This window comes from Streptomyces sp. 11x1 (genome assembly GCF_032598905.1).
Taxonomy (GTDB): Bacteria; Actinomycetota; Actinomycetes; order Streptomycetales; family Streptomycetaceae; genus Streptomyces.
The window spans coordinates 7484214-7507302 of record NZ_CP122458.1 but is presented as its reverse complement, the minus strand read 5'-3'; the positions used below and the strand labels follow the sequence as shown (position 1 = coordinate 7507302).

The following is a 23089-nucleotide window of genomic DNA, read 5'->3' as shown; positions in this document are numbered from 1 at the left end:
AGGACTGTCGGCGCAGGCTCCGGATCGAAGGGACGTCGACCGGCGCCCGGTCGCGAAGGCTCTTCTCGGCTACGCCGCCCGAGGCTGATGACGCGTCGGCTCGGTACCGGGCACCTCAGATTTACCTCAAGCCTCAGAAGCCTCGTGATTCGCTGGACTAGCGTCCCTGTCCGTAAGCACTGGCCCAGTCATTGCTCATGCGGCTGGCCGGCGATCCCCTGGCCCCGAAGAGGCACACCGCAGATGAAGCACCGGATGAAGAGCCGTTCCAGGAAGACCGTGATCATTGCGGCGGCGGGCACCAGTGTGCTGGCCCTGACCGTGCCGATCACGGCGTTGGCGACCACCACCGAGCCCGGTTCGAAGACAGCCGGATCGCATTGCACCGTCGATGTATCCGGCGGTCCCGTGCAATGTTTCCCGACTTATCGGGCGGCCATCGCGGCAGCCACCGACGGCCGGGTCAAGGACGCTCCGCTGGACGTCCGCACAGCCGTCGCCAACCCGGCCTTCCGGAAGAAGATCGACGTCGCGGGCACCGCCGCCGAGTTGCGGGCCGATGCGGAGCCGACCGCGGAGTCTTCCGTCGTCATCGGCACCGAGTACCTGGACGCGAACCACACGGGCAAGTCCATGAGTTTCACCGCCGAGAGCAAGTGCACCCCCGACGGGCCGGGCTTTCAGGTCGACCAGGTGCCCGCCGCGTTCAACGACGCCATCAGCTCGTACCAGACCTTCAACGACTGCCAGGCCCGGCACTTCGCCGACCCCGGGCTGAAGGGCGACTCCACCAGCTGGCAGATCGGCGCTCAGCTCTCGGTCGGGGATGGTGTGGACAATCTGACCAGCTCCATCCAGTGGAGCTACGCGGAGTCGCCGACCGCCGCCCAGCTCTTCGCGGACTGCGACGAGAAGATCGCCACCTGCAAGTTCGAGCACAAGGGTGACGTCACCTACAGCTACGGCGGGGTCCACGAGGTGGCCCGCGCGTACAACTGCACCAGCATCGAGCAGCAGAAGAAGATGAGCTGGTGGGACACGACCGGCGGCAAGAACTCGCTCAGCGTCGAGCTGGGAGCCAGCTACAAGATCGGAAATGCCCTGGTCGGCGGGGAGTACAGCCTCAGCTTCAAGACCACTTACGGACACGAGTGGACCTGGGAGAGCAGGGTCTCCGACGAGACGGACCTCACCGTCCCGGCCGGGGAGGTCGGCTGGGTCAACCGGAACACCAAGATGCAGACCGCGGGGGGTGAGTACACGGTGACGTACAAGGACCGCAAATGGGGCCACTACATCTGGTACGTCCGTGACTTCGTCGCCACCGGTCCCGTCCCGCAGGAGATGGGTGTCGTCGACTGGGTCTCCCGCCCCATGACGGCGGCGGAAAAAGCCGACCACTGCAAGGACGCCTCCGCCGTGGTCACCGCCACTCCGAAGAAGGCCACGGCCGCATCCACCAAGAGCCTGCCCAGCACCGCTCACATCCTGTCCGGCCCGCGTTGATCCGAACGCCTGACCCCTGCGGCCGCCGGACCCGCTCCGACGTGAAGTCAGGATTCCGAGCCCGACGGGGGTGAACGTGTCCAGGTAGGGTTCCTCGACGCCGACCAATCGGACGCCGTGCAGTTCAGTTCGCGGATGATCAGCACGGCTTCAAGTGCACCCTGACGAGTGAGGCGCGAGAGCCCATCCGCGAAATGCCCGGCGATGTCCCAGCCCTTCGCCGTGATCAGGGCTTCACACTTGGTGCGCTGGGCTTCGGGGCTCGCCTTGCCGTCGTCCTCGCGTTGCTTACTCTGGCGGATGCAGCTGACGGCTCGCACGTCGTCCAGGTCAGGGCGCCACTCGGGCGCCCGCTTACTCAGAGGTGTCATGTGCCTAGCGTGGTAAAGATCAATGTCCTCACGGTTCCGGCCGAGCAGCGCGAGACGCTGGAGAAGCGGTTCGCCTCCCGCGCCGGGGTGGTCGAGAACTCCGACGGCTTCGAGTGGTTCGAGCTGCTGCGCCCCGTCGACGGGACCGACAACTACCTCGTCTACACCCGCTGGCGCGACGAGGCCGCGTTCCAGGCATGGATGGAGGGCCCCATGAAGCAGGCCCACCAGGGCGGCGGCGACCGCCCCAGGCCCGCCGCCTCCGACTCCTCCGTCTGGACCTTCGAGGTCCTCCAGCAGACGGGCCCGAAGACCGACTCCTGACCCCTGCACACGTACGCCCCCGCCCATGCCACCGCACGCGGGCGGGGGCCGCTGCCCCCCGCATCGGCGCTCAGGGCGCCTCGATGTAGGGCAGGGGGATGCCGTTGGCCTCCAGGGCCGTGCCGTAGCGGGCCAACAGCTCGTCGAGGTGGGCGAGGACGAGGGCCGCGGCCTCCCGCGCCTCGCCGATGTCCCCCTGGTCGCAGGCTGCCACGATCCCTGCGACGTCGGCACGGACGATCGACAGGGAATCGCCCTGGATCAGTACGCCCGGAAACCTGCGCGGGGGCAGACGCACCACCGCGTCGTTACCCGGATCCGTGAACAGCTCGGCCTCTATGCGTTCCATCCGGTCATCCAACCGCAACGCGACGGCACCCTCCTGCGTACGCAACCCGCCAAGCGCGTTCGGCGCCCCGAAGTACCCACCTTTTTGTGGGTACTTGGCGGCCGGTCGATGTCCGACGATCCTTGTGGTGAGGGAGCGGCCGACGGGGCGCGCGCCACTTGAGCAGGGACGGAAGACGAGAAGATGACGTGATGGGTGAGGCCTACGGCGACGACGTCGCCGACGGTGACGCTCCGGTGAGCGTCTCCAGACGCCGGTGCCCCCAGTCCGACAAGGGCCCGAGCGCCTCGGAGAGTTCACGGCCGAACAGGGTCAGCGAGTAGACGGTCTTCAGCGGCAGCACATCGTGCACCTCCCGGTGCACGAGCCCGTCCGTCTCCATCTCGCGAAGCGCCTGTGTCAGCACCTTCTCGCTGAGCCCCGGCAGCAGCCGGCGCAGCTCACCCGGTCGGTGCGGGCCGGATTCCAGCAGCCAGAGCAACGACGGCTTCCACTTCCCCTCGATCACGGCGATCGCCGCGGTCACCCCGCACACCTCCGTGTCCTGGGCACGCCTGCGCCTCATTTCCGCTCCCCCGTTCCCCTCAGTCGCGATCCGACCAATTCACTCATTTTCCACAGGAGTTACCGAGTCATGCCCGCACACACCGAACAGCACACGGCGACCACCGCCGCCCTCACCACCGCCGTTTCCGGCACGACCGGCGACAGCACCCCCGCTCCCGCCGTCACCGTACTGGGCCTCGGCCCGATGGGCCGGGCCCTCGCCGGTGCGTTCCTCGACGCCAAGGTGCGGACCACGGTCTGGAACCGTACGCCGGGCCGCGACGGGGAGTTGGTGGCGCGCGGCGCGATCGGCGCCGGCTCGGCCGAGGAGGCGGTGGCCGCGAGCCCGGTGACCGTCGTCTGCGTGGTCAACTACGACGCCTCTGACGCGATCCTGCGCACCCCGGCGGTCACCGAGGCCCTCAAGGGCCGCACGGTGGTCAATCTGTCCGCCGACACCCCGCACCGGGCCCGGGACACCGCCGCGTGGGCTGCCGAGCACGGCATCGGCTACCTGGACGGGGCGATCATGACGCCGACGCCGGCCATCGGCACCCCGGACGGTGTGTACATCTACAGCGGCCCCGAGGACCTCCACCGCGCGCACCGGCCCGTGCTGGACGCGCTGGGCGGCTCCCACACCCATCTGGGCGAGGACATCGGCCGGGCGGCCACGTACGACGTCGCGCTGCTCGATCTCTTCTGGACCTCGATCGCCGGTTACACCCATGCCCTGGCTCTGGCCCGGGCCGAGGGTGTCAGCGCGCGGGAACTGACGCCGTTCGCCCAGGGGATCGCCGCGATCCTGCCGCCGCTCTTCGAGGAGAGCGCGCAGGAGGTCGACAGCGGCCGGCACTCCGGCGAGGGCAACCCGCTCACGTCGGCGTTGTCGACCATGACCCACGTCATCGAGGTCTCCGAGTCCCACGGCATCGACGCGAGCGTCATGCGGTCGGCCGAGGGCTTCGTCCGCCGCGCCATCGCGCAGGGCCACGGCACGGACGGCCTCACTCGCCTGACGGAGGTACTCGACCTCCAGCACTGACACGACGCCCCTCGACCGGCCCGGAGGCCAGACGCCGATCCCGGGCCGGTCGAGGACCTCGCCCTGCCACGAGCCCCGCCCGACCGCCGATCTCGACGCACCATGAGCCTCGACCCACCGCGAGACCCGGTACCGATCTCAACCCACCGCGAGACCCCGTACCGATCTCAACCCACCCTGAGCCGGATCGGCCCGCCGTCCCCCGTGACCTCGACCCGTACCGCGGTCAAGTCCGGCACCACGACGTCCGGTCCATGGGGGCGGGCCCGCTCGCCGATGCCCACGACCCGCATCCCCGCGGCGCGCCCGGCCCGGATCCCCGCCTCGGAGTCCTCGAACACGACGCAGTCCTCGGGCGCGACGCCCAGTTCGGCGGCGCCCTTCAGAAAGCCCTCGGGGTCCGGCTTGCTCGCCCCGACGGACTCGGCGGTGACGCGCACGTCCGGCAGCGTCAGCCCGGCCGCGCCCATCCGGGCCGTGGACAGCGCGACGTTCGCCGAGGTCACGAGGGCGTGCGGCACACCGCCGGCGACGAGGGAGGCGAGGAACACGGGCGCGCCGGGTATCGGGACGACGCCGTCCACGTCGGCGGTCTCCTCGGCGAGCATCCGCGCATTGTCCGCGAGGTTCTCCTCCAGGGGCCGGTCCGGCAGCAGGACGGCCATCGTGGCGTACCCCTGGCGGCCGTGGACGACGTTCATGATGTCGGCGCCGTCCAGCCCGTTCCGCTCGGCCCAGCGACGCCAGACGCGTTCCACGGCGGCGTCCGAATTGACGAGGGTGCCGTCCATGTCCAGCAGGAGGGCGCGGGCGGTCAGCACGGTCGTGGCCGTCATCAGCAGCTCCAAGACGCGGAGAAGAGGGGGCCACGGGCGGGGTCGCACCCGGCGAGGCGGCCCGGAGGGAACAAGGCGGCCCCGCCCACCGGTCAGGGAATGCGGGCGGGAGCCACTTTGTTTCTCTACGGTACAAAACTATCCCGGCGCCCGCCACCCCTTCACCCGTACGGCTCACTCATCCCGCCACGGCCTCCCACAGACTCCACACACCGAGCCCCAGCATCAGCACGGCGGCGATCCGTGTGATCAGTGTCAGCGGCACCCGCTTCATCAGCGCCCTGCCGCCGACGATGCCGAGTCCGGCCACGGCCCACAGCGCGAGGACGGCCCCGAGCCCCACAGAGAGCGGGTCGTCGTACCGGGCCGCGAGGTTCGCCGTCATGATCTGGGTGAGGTCGCCGAACTCGGCGACCAGGATGAGCATGAAGCCGGCGCCCGAGACCTTCCAGAAGCTCTGGTCCTCGGGCCGGCGGATCTCCTCCTCGTCCTCGTCCTTCTTCATCAGCAGCACCGCCGCGCCACCGAGGAAGAGCACGCCCGTGAGCGCGTGCACGATCTGCTGCGGCAGCAGCGTGAGGACACTGCCGGCGGCCACGGCGAGCGCGACGTGCACGGCGAACGCGGCGGCGACTCCGGCGAAGACGTACGAGGCGCGGTAGCGCGTGCCGAGGACGAGTCCGGCGAGGGCGGTCTTGTCGGGGAGTTCGGCGAGAAAGACGACGCCGAAGACGAGCGCCGTGACACTGAAGCTGATCAAGGTTCCTCAATCGGTCGGGCCGCCCCACCGAGAGAAATCATCCGCTGTCGCGACACCTCGGCACGGCAGCACACGGTCGGCCCGTGCCGGGCGGCACGGACGGTGCACTGCTTGCCGAAGGTCTCGCTGGCGCGGTCCCGGTCATCGGGACCCGCCTCCGGGCGCCGGCTCAGACGAGCTGAGCAGTATGTCGACGGTCCGGCGAAGAGCTACTCCCCTTCTGCGGGGTCCATGGTACGCGCGGGGCGCGTCACGGCTCGGGGGCGGGGGCGGATCGGCGGCTGCGGCCCTGAAAGGCGCCGGGGCCGGGGGAGGAAAAGCGGGGCGCGGCCCCTGCTTTCAGGGGCCGCGGGGAACTGCGCGAGAAGCCCCACGCACCCGCACCCGCCGACGCACCCGCCGACGCACGCGCCGACGCACGCGCACCCCCGAGTCATCAGGCGCCCGGCCACAACCACGCCCGCACCCCTTGTCGTGTCATGCGCACGTCATTAAGTTCTCACCCGACGCACATCCGCCGGTAACACCACGACGCGACCCTTCAAGCGCTCGCATCGCTCACTCCCCAACACCCCCGGCTCCACAAGGAGTTCACATGCGCAGGTTCTACGCGCGTCGACGAGTCAGCATACTCGCGGCGCTCAGCGGATTGATAGCCTCCGCCGCGCTCTTCACCGCCCCCACCGCCTCCGCCGCCCTCCCCACCCCCGTCAGCGCCGCCACCGCCCGCTCCTACCTCGCCACCCTCACCGTGGCGACCGAGGACCGCACCGGCTACAACCGGGACCTGTTCAAACACTGGATCACCATCAGCGGCACCTGCAACACCCGCGAGACGGTCCTCAAGCGCGACGGCACGAACGTCGTCACCGACTCCGCCTGCGCCTCCACCAGCGGCAGCTGGTACTCCCCGTACGACGGCGCCACCTGGACACTCGCCTCCGACCTGGACATCGACCACCTCGTGCCGCTGGCCGAGGCCTGGGACTCCGGTGCCGACAGCTGGAGCAGCGCCACCCGTCAGGCCTTCGCCAACGACCTCACCCGCCCGCAGCTCATCGCGGTCACCGACAACGTGAACCAGGCGAAGGGCGACCAGGACCCCGCCACCTGGATGCCGTCGCGCACGGCCTACCGCTGCACCTACGTCCGCGCCTGGGTCCAGGTGAAGTACTACTACGACCTCTCGGTCGACTCCGCCGAGAAGAGCGCTCTGACCAGCTACCTGGCGAACTGCTGACACGCACGCGAGAAAGTGGTCCGGAACCTCCCCTTTCCCCTCCGTCGTTCCGTACCGTACGGGGCGACGGAGGAAGGTGATCGCTCATGACGGGGCTGCGTCTGGGACCACTGCTGAGATATGTGGACGGCTCGTCCGCAACCGTCTGGGTCGAGGCGAGCCGGCCCTGCGTCGCCGAGGTCCGCTGCGCCGGCGGCGGGGGCGGCGAGGCCCGCACCTTCCAGATCGCCGGCCACCACTACGCGCTGATCCCGGTGACAGGACTCGCGCCGGGCACGGTCTCGGCGTACGAGGTGCTCCTCGACGGCACGCCCGTGTGGCCCCTGCCGGACTCCGCGCACCCGCCCTCCGAGATCCGCACCCCCGCCGAGGGCGACACCGTCCGGGTCGCCTTCGGCTCCTGCCGCTGGGCCGCCCCGCCCGGCGGGGAGCCGGACCCGGTGGGGCCGGACGCCCTCGACACGCTGGCCGCCCGCCTGGCCGCCGAACCGGGCGCGGAGCGCCCCGACGTCCTGCTGCTCCTCGGCGACCAGGTGTACGCGGACGAGACCTCCGACGCCACCCGCCGCTGGCTCGCCGCCCGCCGCGACCTCGCGGACCCGCCGGGCGACCAGGTGGCGGACTACGAGGAGTACACCCACCTCTACTACGAGTCCTGGCTCGACCCCGAGATCCGCTGGCTGCTCTCCACCGTCCCCAGCTGCATGATCTTCGACGACCACGACGTCATCGACGACTGGAACACCAGCGAGGCGTGGCTCGCCGACATGAGGGCCACGCCCTGGTGGCGCGAGCGCATCCTGAGCGGCCTGATGTCGTACTGGGTCCACCAGCACCTCGGCAACCTCTCCCCCGCCGAGCTGGCCACCGACCCGGTCCACGCCGCCGTACGCGCCACCCCGGACGGCACGGACGCGCTGCGCGCCCACGCCGCCGAGGCCGACCGGGACCCGGCCTCGGTCCGCTGGAGCTACCGGCGGGACTTCGGCCGCGTACGGGTGCTGATGCTCGACTCCCGGGCGGCGCGGGTGCTCGACGAGGGCAACCGCTCGATGCTGAACCCCGGCGAGGCGCGATGGCTGCGGGACCAGGCGCTGGACGCGCGCGGCTCGTACGACCATCTCCTCATCGGCACCTCGCTGCCCTGGCTCCTGCCTCACCTCGTGCATGACGCCGAGTCCTGGAGCGCCGCGCTCTGCCGGGGCGAACGCGGGGACCGCTGGGCCCGGTTCGGGGAGAAGCTGCGCCGGGGCGCCGATCTGGAGCACTGGGCGGCCTTCCCCGCCTCCTTCGAGGCCCTGACCCGGCTGATCGCCGAGACGGGCGGCGGCGCCGACGCCCCGGCGACCGTCCTGGTGCTCTCCGGGGACGTGCACCACGCGTACATCGCCGAACCCGCGTGGCCCGAGGGCGGGTCGGGAGGGGCCCGGGGCCCCGACGCCCGGGTGCTCCAGCTCACCTGCTCCCCCGTGCACAACTCCATCCCGCTCTCCATAAAGCTCGGCTTCCGCTTCGGCTGGAGCGGGACGGGGCGGGCGCTCGGCCGGTGGTTCGGGCGGCACGGGCGGGGCGAGCGGCCCTCCATCGACTGGCGCAAGGCGGGCGGCCCGTGGTTCGGCAACCACCTCATGACGCTGACCCTGCACGGCCGTTCGGCGCGTCTGCGACTGGACCGCGCTCGGGTCCGGCGGGGCGGCAAGGCGCACCTCGAAACGGCGTCCGAGTCGGTACTCACCCCCTAATCCACCTATTGCGCACGGTTGTTGCCCCTGTTGTCCGAGATGCTCGTGAGGCATCCCACACCCGGCGCCCCGATGAGCCGCAAGGCCCTGTTCCCGTCGCGTACGACGGCATGATGAGGCGGACCGTCCGCTTACCGGCGGGCGGACCGCCGCACCGCGCCCCACGATGCGCCCCACACGCACGGGAGTTACCCCTTTGTCCGAACGGCCAGGGATCAGTGACATCGGCATCGCCCTCGTCGGAGCCGGCCCGCGCGGCACCAGCGTCCTGGAACGCCTCTGCGCCTCCGCCCCCGAGCTGCTCCGCCCCGGCACCCGTCTGACCGTCCATGTCGTCGACCCCGCCCCGCCGGGTCCCGGGCAGGTCTGGCGCACCGACCAGTCCCCCCACTTGCTGATGAACACCGTGGCGTCCCAGGTCACGCTCTTCACCGACGACAGCGTGGACTGCTCGGGCCCGATACGCCGGGGCCCGAGCCTGTACGAGTGGGCGAGCGGAGGAGCCGGAGCGCCGGGCGGGACCGGGGAGCCAGACGGGTCGGAGCCAAGGGGGCCGGAGCCGGACAGGCCGGAGCCGGACAGGCCGGAGCCGGACAGGCCGGAGCCGGACAGGTCGGGGCCGGCCGGGTTGGGGCCGGACGACTATCCGACGCGGGCCCAGTACGGCCGCTACTTGGAGTGGGTCTTCGCCGAGGTGGTGCGCGGCGCGCCGCCCGGCATCCGTGTCGAGGTCCACGGCACCCGCGCGGTCCGCCTCGACGAGGCCCCCGACGGCGGCCAGCGGCTCACGCTCGCCACCGGCCGCGTCCTCACCGGTCTCGCCGCCGTGGTCCTCACCCAGGGCCACCTCCCCACCCGACCGGACCGGGCCGAACGGGACCGGGCCGAGTACGCCGCCCGCCACGGCCTGCGCCACTTCCCGCCCGCCAACCCGGCCGACCTCGACCTCTCCTCGGTCGCTGCCGGCGAACCCGTCCTCCTGCGCGGTCTGGGCCTCAACTTCTTCGACCACATGGCCCTGTTGACGACCGGGCGGGGCGGTCGCTTCGTATACGACCCGGCGACGAACGGCCTGCGGTACGAACCGTCCGGCCGAGAGCCCCGTCTGTACGCAGGCTCCCGGCGGGGCGTCCCGTACCAGGCGCGCGGCGACAACGCGAAGGGGCCTTACGGCCGCCACACCCCGCTCGTGCTGACGCCCGAGGTCATCGCGGCGTTCCGCAAACGCGCCGACTCCGGCGAGGCACCGGACTTCCTGACGGAGATATGGCCCCTGGTCGCGAAGGAGGTGGAAACGGTCTACTACGAGACCTTGCGCGGCACTCCGGCGTACGGGCCGCCCCCCGTGCCCTCCCGCGATCTCTTCGGCGGAGCCGCCCCCTTCCGTGGCCGTTTCCTCGCCGCGCCCCACCGCTCCCCCCAAGAGGCCGCCGTACTGGACGAGTTCGGGATCGCGGAGGCGGACCGGTGGTCGTGGGAGAGGGTGTCGCGGCCGTACGCGGGGCGGGAGTTCACGAGCCCTGCGGACTGGCGGGGCTGGCTGCTGGAGTACCTGCGGGAGGACGCCGCACAGGCCGCCCTCGGGAACGTCGAGGGCCCGGTGAAGGCCGCGCTGGACGTGCTCCGGGACCTGCGCAACGAACTGCGGCTGATCGTGGACCACGGCGGACTGGCGGGCGCGTCACGCCGGGAGCACCTGGACCGCTGGTACACACCCCTGAACGCGTTCCTGTCGATCGGCCCGCCCCGCAGCCGCATCGAGGAGATGTCCGCGCTGATCGAGGCGGGCGTCCTGACCGTGCTGGGCCCACGGCTGGAGGTGCGCCCGGAGGACGGCGCCTGGCGGGCGCACTCGCCCGACGTGCCGGGGTCGGCCGTCCGCGTGACGACGGTCGTCGAGGCGCGCCTCCCGGAGCCGGACCTGCGCAGGACCGCCGACGAGTTGCTCGCCGGCCTGCTGGCGACAGGAGCCTGCCGTCCGCACCGGGTGGACGGCTACGAGACGGGAGGGCTGGACGTCACACCTCGGCCGTATCACCTGATAGACCGTCAAAATATGGTTCACACAAGGCGGTTCGCGTTCGGCGTGCCGACGGAAGGCGTGCACTGGGTCACGGCGGCAGGGGCCCGACCAGGAGTGGATTCGGTCACGCTTTCGGATGCGGACGCCGTGGCGCGAGCGGCTCTACGTGCGACGACACCCGCGCGAACCCCCCAAGCGCAGGTAAAGAGCTGGCCAGATGTTGAACTTGCAAGCATCGATTAGGCCTGCCTAACGTTAATGACTCACCGGTAAGAACCGTCCCCACTGGTCCCACGAGGACCGGGTCACTACCGAAGGAGTCCCCCACCATGACCGGACGCCTCAACAGCGCCCAGCCATACGCCCTCGGTCTCTTCCGCATCGTCGTCGGCCTGCTCTTCGCCAGCCACGGCGCCAAATCGCTCTTCGGCATCCTCGGCGGCGCGGACGGACAGGGCGGCGCCGCCGCCGCCGGCACCTGGCCCGGCTGGTACGCGGCTGTCATCCAACTCGTCGGCGGCACCCTGGTACTTCTCGGTCTCGGCACCCGCGTCGCGGCGTTCGTCGCCTCGGGCTCCATGGCCTACGCGTACTTCAAGGTCCACCAGCCCGAGGCCCTGTGGCCGCTCGAGAACGGCGGCGAGCTCGCGGCCTTCTTCTGCTGGGCCCTGTTCCTGCTGGTCTTCACCGGCTCCGGAGCGCTAGGCCTGGACCAGCTCTTCTCCAAGCGCCAGGCCGCGTCCGCGGACAGGACCGCCACGAACAAGGCCACCGTGACGGCCTGACGGCCTGACACACACCGGCGGCCGGCCGCCGCTCTCCTCCTCCCCCGGGCCTCTCCGACAGTCTGAATGAACGTGGCATGACGGACACATGAGCCCCTGTGAGCCGTCTGTCATACCCGGGGCGTACGCTGTTCGGCTGTCACGGGTCGCCGTGACGCCGGGGGAAATCAGGAGAGTGCTCGGTGCTTGAGAGTCTGGGTTGGCTGGCCGCCGGCCCATGGATCTACGCCGTGGTGGGCGCGTCCATCGTGCTGGACGTGTTCCTCCCGGTCCTCCCGAGCGGCGTCCTCGTCGTCGCGGTGGCCACGGCAGCCGCGGCGGAGACGGCGGCCGGCGCGATGGCCCGCGAGGTCCCCGACATCCTGGTGCTGATGCTCTCGGCGGCGACCGCGTCCGTGCTCGGTGACCTGGTCGCCTACCGGCTGGCCTGGCGGGGCAGCGCACGCCTCGACCGCGCCATCGCCCGCTCCCGCCGTCTGACCACCGCGCAGGAACGTCTCGGCGCCGCGCTCGTCCGTGGTGGCGGGCTCCTCGTCGTCGTCGCCCGCTTCGCCCCCGCCGGCCGCTCGGTCGTCTCCCTCGGCGCCGGCGCCGCGCGCCACCGCGCCCGCGACTTCCTCCCCTGGTCCGCCCTCGCGGGCATCGCCTGGGCCGCCTACAGCGTCGCCCTCGGCTACTTCGGCGCCCAGTGGCTCGGCCCCACCTGGCTCGCGACGGCGGTGTCCCTGGCCGCACTCTTCGGCGCGGGCGCGGCAGCGGCATACGTCATGCGCCGCCCCGGCCGACCGGCCCCGTAATCAACGCTGGTGCCACAAATGCCCTGCGAGGTCGGTCTTGGATCCGCATCGCTGGTTTGAGGGTGCGGTGTTTGCGTGGCTCACACTCGGTCATTCCTCCACGGCTGTGTCGCCGTAGCGCCGCGCGACCTCGTGGAACGCCTCCTTGGGTCTGCACGCGCCGTTCCCGGTCACCGCCACGAGTCCGAAGCCGGCCTTGTCGAGGTCGTGACGAGGATCGTCGTGATGCTCGAAGTCGGGCATGGCGAAGGTGAACACGAAGCAGCCGTGCACGCCCTCCGCGTCGTACTGGTCGATGAGTTCACCGAGGTAGCGGGCCTGGACGGCCTCGTCGCGGGGGTGGTCGCCGCGGATGCGCGGGGGTACGGCGAACCAGTTGACGATCCAGAAGGAACCGGCTCCTCGTTGATCGGCTCCGGTGAAGGCCCCGCACCCGAACTCGGTGATGACCACGGGCTTGTCGTGGTCGCGAACCAGGCCGCGCAGGCGGTCTGTGTAGGTGGCGTGGTTGCGTCGGGAGCGGTAGAGGCTGACGCCGACCAGGTCGAACAGCGACCAGTCGACGTGTTCCCACCCGGCCGCGGAGTAGGTGACCGGCCCGCCGAAGCGGCGCCGCGCGGTGGTCACGGCGGTGGTGAGCAGCTGGTGGAGCCGTTGGTCGATCCTGCGCCGCAGCAGGCGGTGGAAACGCACGATGAATTTCAGGCGCAGGAACGACCGAGGTCCGGGGGCGATTCCGGGCATGGTGTGGGAGAACTCGCCGCCCACCAGGAGCGTCACCCGGTCCGGGTGTTCCCGGCGAAGTCCTTCGGCCGCCTGGGCGACGGCGTCCAGGTGCTCCAGCAGTTTCGGCTGAGGCAGCTCGGGAACGTTGGGCCGAATGTAGACGCCGAGACCGGTCTCAAGGGCGATGCGGGCGGTATCGATCAACCGCCTCCCGTCGCCTCCGATGAGCATCACTGTGGTGCAGTGCAGGTCCCGGGCGATGACCTCCAGGTCCCGCCGTACGTCATCGGTGCTCGCCTCGCCGACCAGGTAGGAGATGCCGCGGACGGTCAGCATGCGCCCGGCTCCTGTCGACGCAGACGGTGGGCGGCCATGAGGAGAAGGACGGCGACACCACCGAGCATCGCGGCGTTGACCGCGTACTTCACCGTGTAATCCACGTTGGCGCCGAGCGGTTCGACCAGGAAGGACAACCCGGCACGGACGACGAGAGCACTGCCCGCGACGGCCAGTACGTGCCGACGGCCCCAGCCCCGGCGGCGCGACCAGCGCAACAACAACCAGCCCAGTACGACCATCGCGACGACGTTCACCGCCACCCCCGCCCAGGTCGCAGGCAGCAGCTGACTGGCACACCAAGCGACCCCTGTGACACCGCCGACCAGCCACCACGACGGCGCCTTCGCAGACGGCTGGGTCCTCGCAGGCCGGACGGTGAACGCGGCGGCGACCAGGGCAGCGGCGACCACTGCGGCGCCGATCAGCTGCGCCGGGTCGGCGGTGGAGTCCGCCGCTGTGTCGTTGAAGATCAGAGCGGCACTCAGCGCCCACAGCAGCACCATGACGCCGACGCCGACCGGGCCCAGCCACCGCCGGGTCGCGATGCGCGGGACGCAGGATTCGACCACCGCGATCGGAGCGGCGAAACTCCAGATCACATGCCCCCCGACATAGTTCAGCAAGCTCGCCGCATCGACCCCCAGGCCCGGGATGAGAGTGACCAGCTCCTCGGTCGCCCAGTCGGGGCCATCCGCGTCGACCTCATTGTCGAACAGACTCTGGTCGATCAAGCCGGCCTGGATCACCCCGAAGGCCGCGCTCAACAGCAGGATCGTCGGCCAGCCGCGACCGGTGCGCCGAGTGATCTCGCGGATGAGCACCGCGACGGTTCCGTAGAGCGGCGCGAGGATGAGCAGGCCCGCCAGCAGCTCCAGCGGTCGACCCGTGCTTTCGCCGTAGCCGATGAGGTACTCCGCGCTGATCGGGGACAGCACCAGCAGGCCCGCCACGGCGGCCCAGCGGTGTCGAAACCGCGGCAGTGCGGCAGGGGTGGACAGTGCGGGCATGAGAATCCTCTGCGTGGTTGTTCAGCGGTCCGGGTCGACGTCGGTCCGGTCGACACTAGAGAGACCGCCGACGGTCGGGCATCCGTCTTCCGTCCAGGAGCGCACGACTTTCGTCCACAAGTGCGCGGCCCCCGTCCATGCGCGGCTGACGCCCCCTCATGCCTGAACCCATGGAGATCTCACACAGGCGCGAGCCCTGGCCTGGTGGCGTGCTCGAAGAGCGGGACGAGTTCGTCCGCCCCACCACGAGAACATGCGGGCTTCGAAGCCGATATCACCGCGCCGCTCTTAAGCGGGTCGCAGCATTTCCGCACGCCCGGACAGCAGTGGGCGGTCAACTTCCGGGTGCGCGATTTCGATGCCACGGCGGCCCAACTACGGAGCGCGGGCGTCCAGGCCGATGTCCATGAGCAGGACTACTCCAATGGCCGGGTCGCCGAACTCAGCGACCCTGGGGGCACCCCGATCCAACTCGGACTGAGCTCCGGTCTCATATCCGGACACTCACTCCGGCGCCGGGCCAAACGCCCGGATCAGGTGGGAGCCCGTACACCGCTTCCCAGGACGCAACCACCTGCGGCCACTCAGGGACGAAGAGCACGGGGCGCAGCCCCTGCTTTTCAGGGGCGCGGGGAACTGCGCGAGACGCCCCCACCGGACGGACGCCTGGGGGTCAAAGGGGCGCAGCCCCTTGCGAGGACGGGACGGGTAGGGGCGGCGGGGGCGAAGAACTACCCGGCCCGCCGCGCGGCTCCCCGCACCTCCAACCCGGCCAACAACTCAGCCGTGGCCTCCGCGATCACCTCCACCGCTCGGTCGAAAACCTCACGATTGTGCGCGGCGGGCGCGCGGAACCCGGACACCTTCCGGACGTACTGCAGGGCGGCAGCCCTGATGTCGTCCTCGGTGGCCTCTTCGGGAAGGACGGGCGGTCGAAGCGTCTTGATACTGCGGCACATGCCCCCAGTCTCCCGCGAACCCCCGCCCAACCCCAGCCCCGCGAAGACAGCAGGTCACCGGGGGCCTTCCCCCAAACCCAAGCGAATCCTTGGGCATCAGCAAGTTCCTCCGAGGATTGACTGCACCCTCCCCCTTTGTGATCATCACCGAAGCCGGCTCGACCCACCCGGCGGAAACGAGGGGACGATGACGAACGAACGGCTCACGGTGGCGGTACTGGGCCCCGGAGGCGTGGGCGGACTGCTGGCCGCCCTGCTGGCCCGCGCCGGCCACCGCGTGATCTGCCTGGCCGGCGAACGGACCGCCGAGACCCTGGAGAAGGACGGCATCCAGGTCAGGCGCGGCCGCTTCGGCGACTTCACCGCCCGCGTCGAGACCGCGCCCGAACTCCGCGAACAGGTCGACGCGGCCCTGATCACGGTCAAGCACACCACCCTGGCGGCCTCCCTGGACCGCCTCCCGGCCGCCTCCCTGACCCCCGACACCCTGGTCGTACCGTTCCTGAACGGCGTGGAACACCCGGCACACCTCCGCGCCCACTACGGCGACGCCGTGGCCGTCGCCCCCGCCACCATCCGCGTCGAGTCGACCCGCGTCGCCCCGGGCGTCATCGAACACGGCAGCCCGTTCGCGGAGGTCGACCTGACCGGCGACGGCGTCCCGCGCGCCCGCCTCAACTCCCTTGCCGGGGCCCTGGAATGGGCGGGCGTGAGCACCCGCGTCCTCCCGGACGAGACGGCCGTACTGTGGGCGAAGATGTCCTTCCTGGCCCCGTTCGCCCTGCTCACGACCCGCCACGCCCTGCCTCTCGGCGAGATCCGCACCCGCCACCGCGAGGAGCTGACCGCCCTGGTCGAGGAGACGGCCGCGGTCGCCACGGCGGCCGGCGCCCCCGTCGACCCGGCCGAGACCCTCCGCCGCTACGACGCCTTCCCGCCCGCCACCAGATCGTCCATGCAACGCGACGCGGAGACCGGCCGCCCTCTCGAACTGGACGCGATCGGCGGCGCGTTGCTCCGTACGGCCGAACGTCACGGTGTACCGGTGCCGGTGGCCACGGAGGTGGTGGCGGACCTACGGGCGACGGAGGAGCGACGCACGGCCGGGTGACCCCGACCGGCGAACCACTGTACGGGCGAAGCCCCAGCCGGAACCCGGCCGGATCGCCACCTCACCCCTCCACCGCCCGCACCCCACCCCCCACCCGTACCGCGTGCCGCGCCACCGTGTCGGCGAAGGCGCGGGCCGGTGGTGACAGGGCGTCCCAGCGCCGTACGGCCCATCCGACGGTGAGCGGGGGCAGGTCGGGGACCGGGACGAAGCGGAGCCCGGGGTGGCCTGGGCCCGTCCAGCCCGGGAGCGCGGGGACCACGGCGTGGCCGACGCCGAGCTCGGCGAGCAGGATGGCGGTGTCCCAGTCGGCGACCCCGGCCCCGGAGGAGCTGACGGAGATGCCCAACTCCCGGTAGGCGGCGCCGAGATGGGCGTAGGAGGTGGAGTTCTCCGGCAGCCCGATCAGCCGCATCCCGTCCAGCTCGCGGCCCTCCACCCGCTCCCGCCCGGCGAGTTCGTCGTCGGCCCGCACGGCGAGCACCCAGGGCAGTTCCGCCACGGCCCGCTGTTCGATGCCCCGGACGGCGGGCCCCAGGGTCAGCCAGGAGAGGTCGAGGTCCCGGGACGGGTCGGCCAGCGCGTCACAGCACCCGGCGCTCGACCGCACGGTCTGGAACTCCAGGCCCACATCCGGGTACGAGCGCCGGAAATCGACGATGCCCTGCGTCATGAAGTGCCGCACGGTCGTGCCGCCGGTGGCGATCCGTACGACGCCGCCGTCACCGCGCACCATCTCGGCCAGCCGACGCAGCGCCAGGTCGAGCCCGGTGATGCCCTCGGCCGCCGCCTCCTGGAGGACCCGGCCGGCCCGGGTGGGCACGACCCCTCGGGCCTGCCGCTCCACCAGACCGACCCCGACCTCCCGCTCCAGCCGCCGCACGTGCTGGCTCACCGCCGACTGGGTGCACCCCAGCTCCCGGGCCACCGCGCTGAGGCTTCCGGCCCGGCAGACGGCGACGAAGACACGGAGATCATCGAGGGTCATGACGAGGAAGATACCCAAGGTCGAGCTTGGGTATAGGGGACCCGCCCCTCCTGAATCCCTCCTGAATCTCTCCCTCCGGAAAATGCCCGAAGGAACTCGCATCCCAAATTCGAACAGGCGTACCATTGCCGTGTGGCCAAGACCTATGACTTCCCAGACGACCTTCTCGCCGGTCAGGAGGAGCTGCATCAGGTCCGGGCCGAGCTCCTGGCACTGCTGAAGCGGCTGCCCTGGTCGGTCGAGCCCCTGGACGGTTTCAGCGACGACAACGGCTGGCGCAAGGTCGAACGCCCCGCCTCCCCAGGCTGGACGCCCGACGAGCAGGCCGAGGTCGAGAAGCTCCGCGAGCGCGAGCGGGAACTGGCGGTCTTCGTCAGCTGCCACCGCTTCTGGTCGGAGGTCGCCACGGAGGAGAGGGTCGAGGCCCGCACCCACCTCAAGCACGCACGGCACTCCTGAGGCACCCGGGCCCCGGAAAACACGAGGACCCCGGCCGCTGACGGCAGGGGTCCTCGTCTCGGTGGGCATGGACGGTTTCGAACCGCCGACATCCTGCTTGTAAGGCAGGCGCTCTACCCCTGAGCTACACGCCCGAGTACGAGTCGACAGCCTACATTGCCCGAGGGCGTGCCCAGCAAACCCATATCGAGGCCGTCCCTGGGGCTAGCCCCACCCCTCATCCGGGAGTGACCCGGATCCCCTCGAACTCCCTTGCTCCGTACGGTCGAAGGACATCCGAGGACCAGCCCAGGGGAGATCGTCATGACACGCACCGCACGCACCGAACGCACCGCACGCCCGGCTCGTACGGCTCGTACGGCTCGTACGGCTCGCGCGGCTCGCCGGTCCCGTGCGGGCGCGGGGGCGGTCGCCGGTCTCGCCGTCGTGCTCATGGCGTCCGTCGCCGGGTGCGGGGCGGACGCCGGGGAGGACCGGGACCCGGAGCACCGGAGCTTCGCCCTGGCGGGCCGGACGCTGACAGTCGACTCGGACGACTCCGCGCTCGAACTGGTCGCGGCGGACGTGGACGAGGTGGAGGTGACCCGGTGGTTCGAGGGGCGGGTCATGGTCGGCGGCAAGCCCCGGGTGACCTGGGAGATGGAGGACGACCGGCTGGAGCTGCGGCTGAAGTGCGACGGCCTGGTCGCCGACTGTGCGGCAAGGCACCGGATCGAGGTTCCGCGCGGGGTCGCGGTCGCCGTGCGCAGCGACGACGGGAGTGTGACCGCGAAGGGGTTCGCCGAGCCGCTGGAGGTCCGGTCGGCCGACGGTGCCGTGCGGGTCGGCGACACCTCCGGGCCGTTGGAGCTGCACACCGACGACGCCTCCGTGCAGGCGCTCGGGGTCGCGTCGCGGAGCGTCAGGGTGAGCACACAGAACGGTTCGGTCAAGCTCGAACTCGGGGTCGTACCGGACCTGGTGGAGTCCCGCAGCGACGACGGTTCGATCAGCATCGGGCTGCCGCGGGACACGTCGTACCGGATCGAGACCGGGAGCGACGACGGTTCCGTGGACGTCTCGGTGCCCCGTGACGAGGGCAGCTCCCATGTGGTGACCGCCCACACCCAGGACGGTTCGGTGACGGTCCGCACTGTCGACTGACGGGCGACCGTCAACCTCGAACCGCTCGGCCCGTGTTTTCGTCCTTGACCGGTGGGAGAATGGCACCGGTCAGGGTGGATGACAGCACGGGAGAGGGAAGTGACGGCGACACCGGCAGAGCCGTACACACCGTTTGTGCCGAGCGCACAACAACCGTTCCTGGGGACTGAGCATGAGTGAGTCCGCCCAGCCGCACGCCCCGAACGGTCTTGGGCGTACTGGTCCCCGGCGTACTCAGCCCCGGGGCGGCGACACGCATCCTGTACGTGGTCCGATCCCGGGAGGCCGGTTCCCTCACGACCTGGCCAGGTGGGTACGGACAGAGGGCGACGGAGAGGCCCCTGACCTTCTCTCCGGAGGAAAGGGGGCTCCGCACGCCGGCTCCGTTCCCGGTGTCCCAGATCGCCCGCTCACCGTGGCCCGAACAGCCCACACCGCCGCAAGCCCGGAAGCCGATCACCACACGATCGAGCTAATCCACCCTCGTACGCACTCCCCGGCAAGCAGTTGGCAACCCCGGAGCGGTGCACCACGACCGGCCGCCGACCCGGCCCCCGATGCGGCCACCGACCCCGCACCCCCACCAGCGGCACCCCACGACGGGCCCCCGCCACGGCCGGTGGCCCCCGCCACGTCGCATCCGACGAGCGGCCCCGCGCCGCGCCGGGCGAACAGCGGCGCCGCGCGGCAGCCCCAGAGCCCCTCGCCCCGGCCCCCGAGAGGCCGGCGGCGGTCGGCCGTCCGCGACGGTGCCGTGCTGCTCGCCCTTCCCCTCGTCGCCCTCGTCGTACTGCCCGCGGCGTTCGCCGGAGGCGGGACGCGGCGGTGGTTCGGGGGGCGGGCCGAGGGACAGCGGGCGGAGGCGCAGGCGGCGAAGGACGCCGCGGCGGCCGCGTTCTACGAGCTGGACACCGCGCAGCGGGATCTGCGGATCTCCATAGAGACGATCACAGCGGTGGACGACTCCCCGGGCGCCCGTCGCGCGGCCGAGGGCTTCGAGGCGCTGGGGCGGCGGATCGACGAGGTCAGCCACCAGTACATCAACGCCGTCGACGCCCATGACCTGGACCGCGACGACCTGGAGGCGTCCGCGGCTGCCCGGGCCCGCACCGAGCTGACGACCGCGAGGACCGAGCTGGACCGGGTCAAGCAGGAGCTGGACCGGTTCGCCCAGGGGCTCGGGCCACTGCTCGACAAGGCCGAGACCCAGCTGGCCCGGCTGGCCCCGGCGGTGGAGCGCGCCCGGCAGGGCCTGCTCGCCGCCTCCAACGCGTTGGACACCGCACGGGGCTCGGGGCTGAAGGCCGACGATCTCGCCGCCCGCCTCGCGGCCCTCGCCCCCGAGCTGACCAAGCTCAACCAGGGAGCAGGGCAGCACGGCGTCCGGGAGACGCTGGAGCGGGCCGACCGGGTCGTGCGCGAAGCGGAGGCGGTGCGCGCGGAGGCCGAGCGGCTGCCGGAGAGGGCCGCCGAGATCGACCACCGGCTCGTGTCGCTGCGTACCCGCGCGGAGGCGCTGGGCACCCGGGCCGAGCAGGTGCCGCAGGTGCTGAGCGAGCTGCGGCGGCGGTTCGTGGCGGCCTGCTGGCAGGACCTCCAGCAGGTGCCGGACCAGGCCGCGCGGGACGTGGAGCAGGCCCAGCTGAAGCTGCGCGAGGCGCGGGCCGCGCGGGACGCCCAGCGCTGGCCGGACGCGACCTCGCTGCTGTCGACCGTGAGGGCGCTGCTGAACCACACCGACGAGGCGGTCTCGGCCGCCGGGGACCGGCTGCGGCGGCTGAACGCCGTGCAGAAGGACTCCCAGCAGGAGATCGAACGGACCCGGTTCGCGATCCGGGACGCGCAGCGGCTGGCCATGGCCGGGCGGTCGACGCCCGATCCGCGGCACGCGCGCCCGCTGGACGACTCCGTGGCACGTCTGGACCGGGCGATCGCCACGCTGGAGGGACGGCACCCGGACTACTGGCACTTCCTGACCGAGACCGAGGCCGTGCGGCAGGCGGTGGCGCGGGTCGTGGACCAGATCCGCAAGGAGCGCGGCGCGGGCGCGACCTGAGACGCACGCCCCCGCCCACCCCTGCCGGGACCGGGACCCGGCCCGGGACCGCGGGGCACCCGGTTGCCCGGCGGAGCCGCCCGGCGGATGCTGAAGGGGTACGCAGGCCTCCGCGCACGCCCGATGGGAGGCGGACATGGCCACGCACGCCACGCACACACTGCGTCCGGGCAAGGGCCGGCACGCGGGTTCCCGGCGGCGGATCAGGATCGACGAGCACCTGCCCGTCGACCACCGCCTCAGCAGGGTCTACCGGATCGGGGCGGGCCTGATGGGCCTGTTCCTGCTCGTCTTCGGCATCCTGGGGCTCATCGACAAGGTGGGCTGGTTCGACACGGGCGGCGACGAGGTCGTGGGGCTGAGCACCAACGGCACGCTGAGCGTCCTGTCGATCGCCGTGGGGCTGCTGCTGCTCGTCGGCATGGTGATCGGCGGCAACTTCGCCTCCACGCTGAACATGACCCTGGGCGTCCTGTTCATCCTGAGCGGCTTCGCGAACATGGCCCTGCTGGACACCGACTCCAACTTCCTGGCGTTCCGCATCCAGAACGTCCTGTTCAGCTTCGTCGTCGGGATTCTGCTGATGACGTTCGGGATGTACGGCAGGGTCGGCACGGCGTTGCCGCACGACAATCCGTACTGGCGGGCCCGCCACCCTGAGGAGGCGGAGCGCGAGACGCGGCGCAAGGCCGGCGCGGGGATGGCGAAGCTGGAACGGGCCGACGCCCTCCCCGATGCCGCGGCGGAGACCGGATCGGACTCGGACACGGACGGGAAGGGCGCCGGCTGAGGCACCGTGAGGGCTGGGCTCAGGTGCGGTACGCGTAGTAGTTCGCGCCCGGGTACGAGGCGATGATGCTCGCGACCGAACGGCGGTAGGTGTCCGCGTCGTGGTACGTCAGGTACGGGACACCGCTGGCGCTGCGGTAGGTCGTCATCATGGAGTGGTCCTTGGACCCGTCCCTGTTGAAGTCGACCTGGAGCACGTCGCCGATGTCCATCTGGTAGACGTTGGCGAGCGGGGTGGTCCGCTTGGCGGTCTGGGTGAACCAGGACCACTCGTTCACGCCGATCCAGGCGTCCGCGGTGCCGTTGGAGGCGTAGTACCAGGTGTCGTACTCCTCCGGCGTGACCGTGGAGATCTGCTTCCAGCCACCCGCCAGGAGTCCCTGGCTGAGGTAGTTGGTGCAGTCGCCGCCGAGCGAGTTGTACTTGCGGTACGCCGGGTTGTAGTTCTTCCAGTACTGCTCGGTGTACGTCGCCATCGCCCTGTAGTTGTAGGCGCCGCCCGTGAGCGTCTTCGGCTTGGGGGCGGGGTTGCGCGTCGTGGCCGCCTTGGGCGCGCTGATGATGGCCATCGGCGTACGGCTGAGCTTGGCGTCCGCGGTCGCGGCGGCGGGCTCGTTGATCCGCGGGGCGCCACCGTCCGTGGAGCGCATCGCGGTGAGCTGCCAGGTGCCGTTCGCCTGGGCGGTGAAGGTGAGCACGTGGTGCGCGTCGAAGCCCGTGGAGGCGGGCTCGTCGCCGCGTATCTTCTTGTACTTCAGGGTCGTGGTCTCGGTGACCTTGACCGTGGCCTTCTTGCCCTTGACCTTGGCGCTGTCGACGGTGACCTTCGTGTCGGCCGACGTGTAGGCCTCGCCCAGGGACGCCAGGCGGGACCTGGTGTCCTTCAGGGCGGACAGCTTGCCGTCCTCGGCCTTCTTCTGGCCGGCGGACAGCTTGACGCCGCCGGTCGGCTTCAGCGACTTGCGCGCGGCCTTGCTGCCGAGCAGCACGGCCGTACGGTCGGTGAGCACGTTGTCCGCGACGCGACCGAAGGCGTCCTTGGTCGCCTTCGTGACCTTGGGCGTCGACGCGGCGGCGTTGGCCGCGGCGACGGGCAGCAGCGCGGAGGCCACGACGGCCGCCGCGAGGGTCGAGCCTGCGAGGCTCAACATCCTTGATCTCACTGGGAATCTCCTTGACCCCGAGTTG

Annotated in this window: 23 protein-coding genes and 1 tRNA gene; 13 read left to right on the top strand and 11 right to left on the bottom strand. The window is 71.2% G+C overall.

All coding sequences use genetic code 11. The features are described from left to right. The first annotated feature begins 255 nt into the window (after window positions 1-255). Window positions 256-1506 carry a hypothetical protein gene (locus P8T65_RS32975; RefSeq protein WP_316728840.1) on the top strand — a complete coding sequence of 417 codons (1251 nt, stop codon included), beginning with the start codon at window positions 256-258 and terminating at the stop codon, window positions 1504-1506. Window positions 1507-1553: 47 nt separating this feature from the next. Here P8T65_RS32975 and P8T65_RS32970 read toward each other — a convergent pair whose 3' ends face one another. Further along, window positions 1554-1877 (bottom strand): hypothetical protein, encoded by a 324-nt coding sequence (locus P8T65_RS32970; RefSeq protein ID WP_316728839.1) that lies wholly within the window; start codon window positions 1875-1877, stop codon window positions 1554-1556. On the opposite strand from P8T65_RS32970, the gene P8T65_RS32965 reads away from it, so the two are divergent. Further along, window positions 1878-2201 (top strand): antibiotic biosynthesis monooxygenase, encoded by a 324-nt coding sequence (locus P8T65_RS32965; RefSeq protein ID WP_184894724.1) that lies wholly within the window; start codon window positions 1878-1880, stop codon window positions 2199-2201. 70 nt (window positions 2202-2271) lie between these two features. Here the strand turns inward: P8T65_RS32965 and P8T65_RS32960 are convergent, their stop codons facing one another. Then, entirely contained in the window at window positions 2272-2550 is a 279-nt protein-coding gene (locus tag P8T65_RS32960) for a DUF6959 family protein (protein ID WP_316728838.1), read from the bottom strand. Window positions 2551-2752: 202 nt separating this feature from the next. Continuing rightward, a complete protein-coding gene (locus P8T65_RS32955; protein WP_316728837.1) occupies window positions 2753-3115 on the bottom strand; it encodes a helix-turn-helix domain-containing protein in 363 nt (120 codons plus the stop codon). A 69-nt stretch (window positions 3116-3184) separates the two neighbouring features. Here P8T65_RS32955 and P8T65_RS32950 point away from each other — a divergent pair, with 69 nt between their 5' ends. Further along, a complete protein-coding gene (locus P8T65_RS32950; protein WP_316728836.1) occupies window positions 3185-4141 on the top strand; it encodes an NAD(P)-binding domain-containing protein in 957 nt (318 codons plus the stop codon). Between the two features lie 167 nt (window positions 4142-4308). On the opposite strand, the gene P8T65_RS32945 is transcribed toward P8T65_RS32950, so the two are convergent. After that, window positions 4309-4977: an HAD family hydrolase gene (locus P8T65_RS32945; RefSeq protein WP_316728835.1), complete on the bottom strand. Its 669-nt coding sequence runs from the start codon at window positions 4975-4977 to the stop codon at window positions 4309-4311. A 178-nt stretch (window positions 4978-5155) separates the two neighbouring features. Continuing rightward, on the bottom strand, window positions 5156-5737 hold the full coding sequence (locus P8T65_RS32940) for a TMEM165/GDT1 family protein (protein ID WP_316728834.1): 582 nt from the start codon (window positions 5735-5737) through the stop codon (window positions 5156-5158). A 595-nt stretch (window positions 5738-6332) separates the two neighbouring features. Here P8T65_RS32940 and P8T65_RS32935 point away from each other — a divergent pair. The 5 genes from P8T65_RS32935 to P8T65_RS32915 all read left to right on the top strand — a co-directional run bounded on the left by P8T65_RS32935 (window position 6333) and on the right by P8T65_RS32915 (window position 12324). Continuing rightward, window positions 6333-6977 (top strand): HNH endonuclease family protein, encoded by a 645-nt coding sequence (locus tag P8T65_RS32935; RefSeq protein ID WP_316728833.1) that lies wholly within the window; start codon window positions 6333-6335, stop codon window positions 6975-6977. An 86-nt stretch (window positions 6978-7063) separates the two neighbouring features. Further along, window positions 7064-8719 (top strand): alkaline phosphatase D family protein, encoded by a 1656-nt coding sequence (locus P8T65_RS32930; RefSeq protein ID WP_316728832.1) that lies wholly within the window; start codon window positions 7064-7066, stop codon window positions 8717-8719. 166 nt (window positions 8720-8885) lie between these two features. Continuing rightward, entirely contained in the window at window positions 8886-10985 is a 2100-nt protein-coding gene (locus tag P8T65_RS32925) for an FAD/NAD(P)-binding protein (protein ID WP_399101182.1), read from the top strand. Window positions 10986-11071: 86 nt separating this feature from the next. Next, complete coding sequence (locus P8T65_RS32920; protein WP_316728830.1) at window positions 11072-11527, top strand: DoxX family protein; 456 nt, start codon at window positions 11072-11074, stop codon at window positions 11525-11527. Window positions 11528-11709: 182 nt separating this feature from the next. Then, window positions 11710-12324 (top strand): VTT domain-containing protein, encoded by a 615-nt coding sequence (locus tag P8T65_RS32915; protein WP_316728829.1) that lies wholly within the window; start codon window positions 11710-11712, stop codon window positions 12322-12324. Window positions 12325-12414: 90 nt separating this feature from the next. Here the strand turns inward: P8T65_RS32915 and P8T65_RS32910 are convergent, their stop codons facing one another. The 3 genes from P8T65_RS32910 to P8T65_RS32900 form a co-directional block, all read right to left on the bottom strand. Next, entirely contained in the window at window positions 12415-13386 is a 972-nt protein-coding gene (locus tag P8T65_RS32910) for a glycoside hydrolase family 113 (protein ID WP_316728828.1), read from the bottom strand. Continuing rightward, complete coding sequence (locus P8T65_RS32905; protein WP_316728826.1) at window positions 13380-14396, bottom strand: hypothetical protein; 1017 nt, start codon at window positions 14394-14396, stop codon at window positions 13380-13382. Before P8T65_RS32905 ends, P8T65_RS32910 begins: the two co-directional genes overlap by 7 nt. A 731-nt stretch (window positions 14397-15127) precedes the next feature. Further along, window positions 15128-15355, bottom strand: a complete 228-nt coding sequence (locus P8T65_RS32900) for a DUF2277 domain-containing protein (RefSeq protein WP_215455168.1) — start codon at window positions 15353-15355, stop codon at window positions 15128-15130. Window positions 15356-15542: 187 nt separating this feature from the next. Here P8T65_RS32900 and P8T65_RS32895 point away from each other — a divergent pair, with 187 nt between their 5' ends. After that, window positions 15543-16466: a 2-dehydropantoate 2-reductase gene (locus P8T65_RS32895; protein ID WP_316728825.1), complete on the top strand. Its 924-nt coding sequence runs from the start codon at window positions 15543-15545 to the stop codon at window positions 16464-16466. A 61-nt stretch (window positions 16467-16527) separates the two neighbouring features. On the opposite strand, the gene P8T65_RS32890 is transcribed toward P8T65_RS32895, so the two are convergent. Continuing rightward, window positions 16528-17454: a LysR family transcriptional regulator gene (locus tag P8T65_RS32890; RefSeq protein ID WP_316728824.1), complete on the bottom strand. Its 927-nt coding sequence runs from the start codon at window positions 17452-17454 to the stop codon at window positions 16528-16530. A 132-nt stretch (window positions 17455-17586) separates the two neighbouring features. Here P8T65_RS32890 and P8T65_RS32885 point away from each other — a divergent pair, with 132 nt between their 5' ends. Continuing rightward, a complete protein-coding gene (locus P8T65_RS32885; RefSeq protein ID WP_316728823.1) occupies window positions 17587-17913 on the top strand; it encodes a hypothetical protein in 327 nt (108 codons plus the stop codon). Window positions 17914-17975: 62 nt separating this feature from the next. Here the strand turns inward: P8T65_RS32885 and P8T65_RS32880 are convergent. Beyond that, window positions 17976-18047: transfer RNA gene (locus P8T65_RS32880), tRNA-Val, on the bottom strand. Between the two features lie 169 nt (window positions 18048-18216). Between P8T65_RS32880 and P8T65_RS32875 the strand changes: the two genes are divergently transcribed. The 3 genes from P8T65_RS32875 (at window position 18217) to P8T65_RS32865 (ending at window position 21902) form a co-directional block, all read left to right on the top strand. Further along, window positions 18217-19056 carry a DUF4097 family beta strand repeat-containing protein gene (locus tag P8T65_RS32875; RefSeq protein WP_316728821.1) on the top strand — a complete coding sequence of 280 codons (840 nt, stop codon included), beginning with the start codon at window positions 18217-18219 and terminating at the stop codon, window positions 19054-19056. A 754-nt stretch (window positions 19057-19810) separates the two neighbouring features. After that, the gene (locus P8T65_RS32870; protein WP_316728820.1) at window positions 19811-21112 is read left to right on the top strand and encodes a hypothetical protein; all 1302 of its coding nucleotides are present in this window, start codon (window positions 19811-19813) and stop codon (window positions 21110-21112) included. Between the two features lie 136 nt (window positions 21113-21248). Then, complete coding sequence (locus tag P8T65_RS32865; protein WP_316728819.1) at window positions 21249-21902, top strand: DUF4383 domain-containing protein; 654 nt, start codon at window positions 21249-21251, stop codon at window positions 21900-21902. Between the two features lie 19 nt (window positions 21903-21921). On the opposite strand, the gene P8T65_RS32860 is transcribed toward P8T65_RS32865, so the two are convergent. Next, window positions 21922-23052: an amidase domain-containing protein gene (locus P8T65_RS32860; RefSeq protein WP_316728818.1), complete on the bottom strand. Its 1131-nt coding sequence runs from the start codon at window positions 23050-23052 to the stop codon at window positions 21922-21924. Between the last annotated feature and the right edge of the window lie 37 nt (window positions 23053-23089).

Coding starts and splice junctions, on each gene's coding strand:
- P8T65_RS32955 (WP_316728837.1), bottom strand. CDS start 3,115: ATGAGGCGCAGGCGTGCCCAGGACACGGAGGTGTGCGGGGTGACCGCG.
- P8T65_RS32865 (WP_316728819.1), top strand. CDS start 21,249: ATGGCCACGCACGCCACGCACACACTGCGTCCGGGCAAGGGCCGGCAC.
- P8T65_RS32905 (WP_316728826.1), bottom strand. CDS start 14,396: ATGCCCGCACTGTCCACCCCTGCCGCACTGCCGCGGTTTCGACACCGC.
- P8T65_RS32925 (WP_399101182.1), top strand. CDS start 8,886: ATGCGCCCCACACGCACGGGAGTTACCCCTTTGTCCGAACGGCCAGGG.
- P8T65_RS32910 (WP_316728828.1), bottom strand. CDS start 13,386: ATGCTGACCGTCCGCGGCATCTCCTACCTGGTCGGCGAGGCGAGCACC.
- P8T65_RS32935 (WP_316728833.1), top strand. CDS start 6,333: ATGCGCAGGTTCTACGCGCGTCGACGAGTCAGCATACTCGCGGCGCTC.
- P8T65_RS32945 (WP_316728835.1), bottom strand. CDS start 4,977: ATGACGGCCACGACCGTGCTGACCGCCCGCGCCCTCCTGCTGGACATG.
- P8T65_RS32890 (WP_316728824.1), bottom strand. CDS start 17,454: ATGACCCTCGATGATCTCCGTGTCTTCGTCGCCGTCTGCCGGGCCGGA.
- P8T65_RS32930 (WP_316728832.1), top strand. CDS start 7,064: ATGACGGGGCTGCGTCTGGGACCACTGCTGAGATATGTGGACGGCTCG.
- P8T65_RS32960 (WP_316728838.1), bottom strand. CDS start 2,550: ATGGAACGCATAGAGGCCGAGCTGTTCACGGATCCGGGTAACGACGCG.
- P8T65_RS32875 (WP_316728821.1), top strand. CDS start 18,217: ATGACACGCACCGCACGCACCGAACGCACCGCACGCCCGGCTCGTACG.
- P8T65_RS32900 (WP_215455168.1), bottom strand. CDS start 15,355: ATGTGCCGCAGTATCAAGACGCTTCGACCGCCCGTCCTTCCCGAAGAG.
- P8T65_RS32950 (WP_316728836.1), top strand. CDS start 3,185: ATGCCCGCACACACCGAACAGCACACGGCGACCACCGCCGCCCTCACC.
- P8T65_RS32975 (WP_316728840.1), top strand. CDS start 256: ATGAAGAGCCGTTCCAGGAAGACCGTGATCATTGCGGCGGCGGGCACC.
- P8T65_RS32970 (WP_316728839.1), bottom strand. CDS start 1,877: ATGACACCTCTGAGTAAGCGGGCGCCCGAGTGGCGCCCTGACCTGGAC.
- P8T65_RS32895 (WP_316728825.1), top strand. CDS start 15,543: ATGACGAACGAACGGCTCACGGTGGCGGTACTGGGCCCCGGAGGCGTG.
- P8T65_RS32920 (WP_316728830.1), top strand. CDS start 11,072: ATGACCGGACGCCTCAACAGCGCCCAGCCATACGCCCTCGGTCTCTTC.
- P8T65_RS32860 (WP_316728818.1), bottom strand. CDS start 23,052: ATGTTGAGCCTCGCAGGCTCGACCCTCGCGGCGGCCGTCGTGGCCTCC.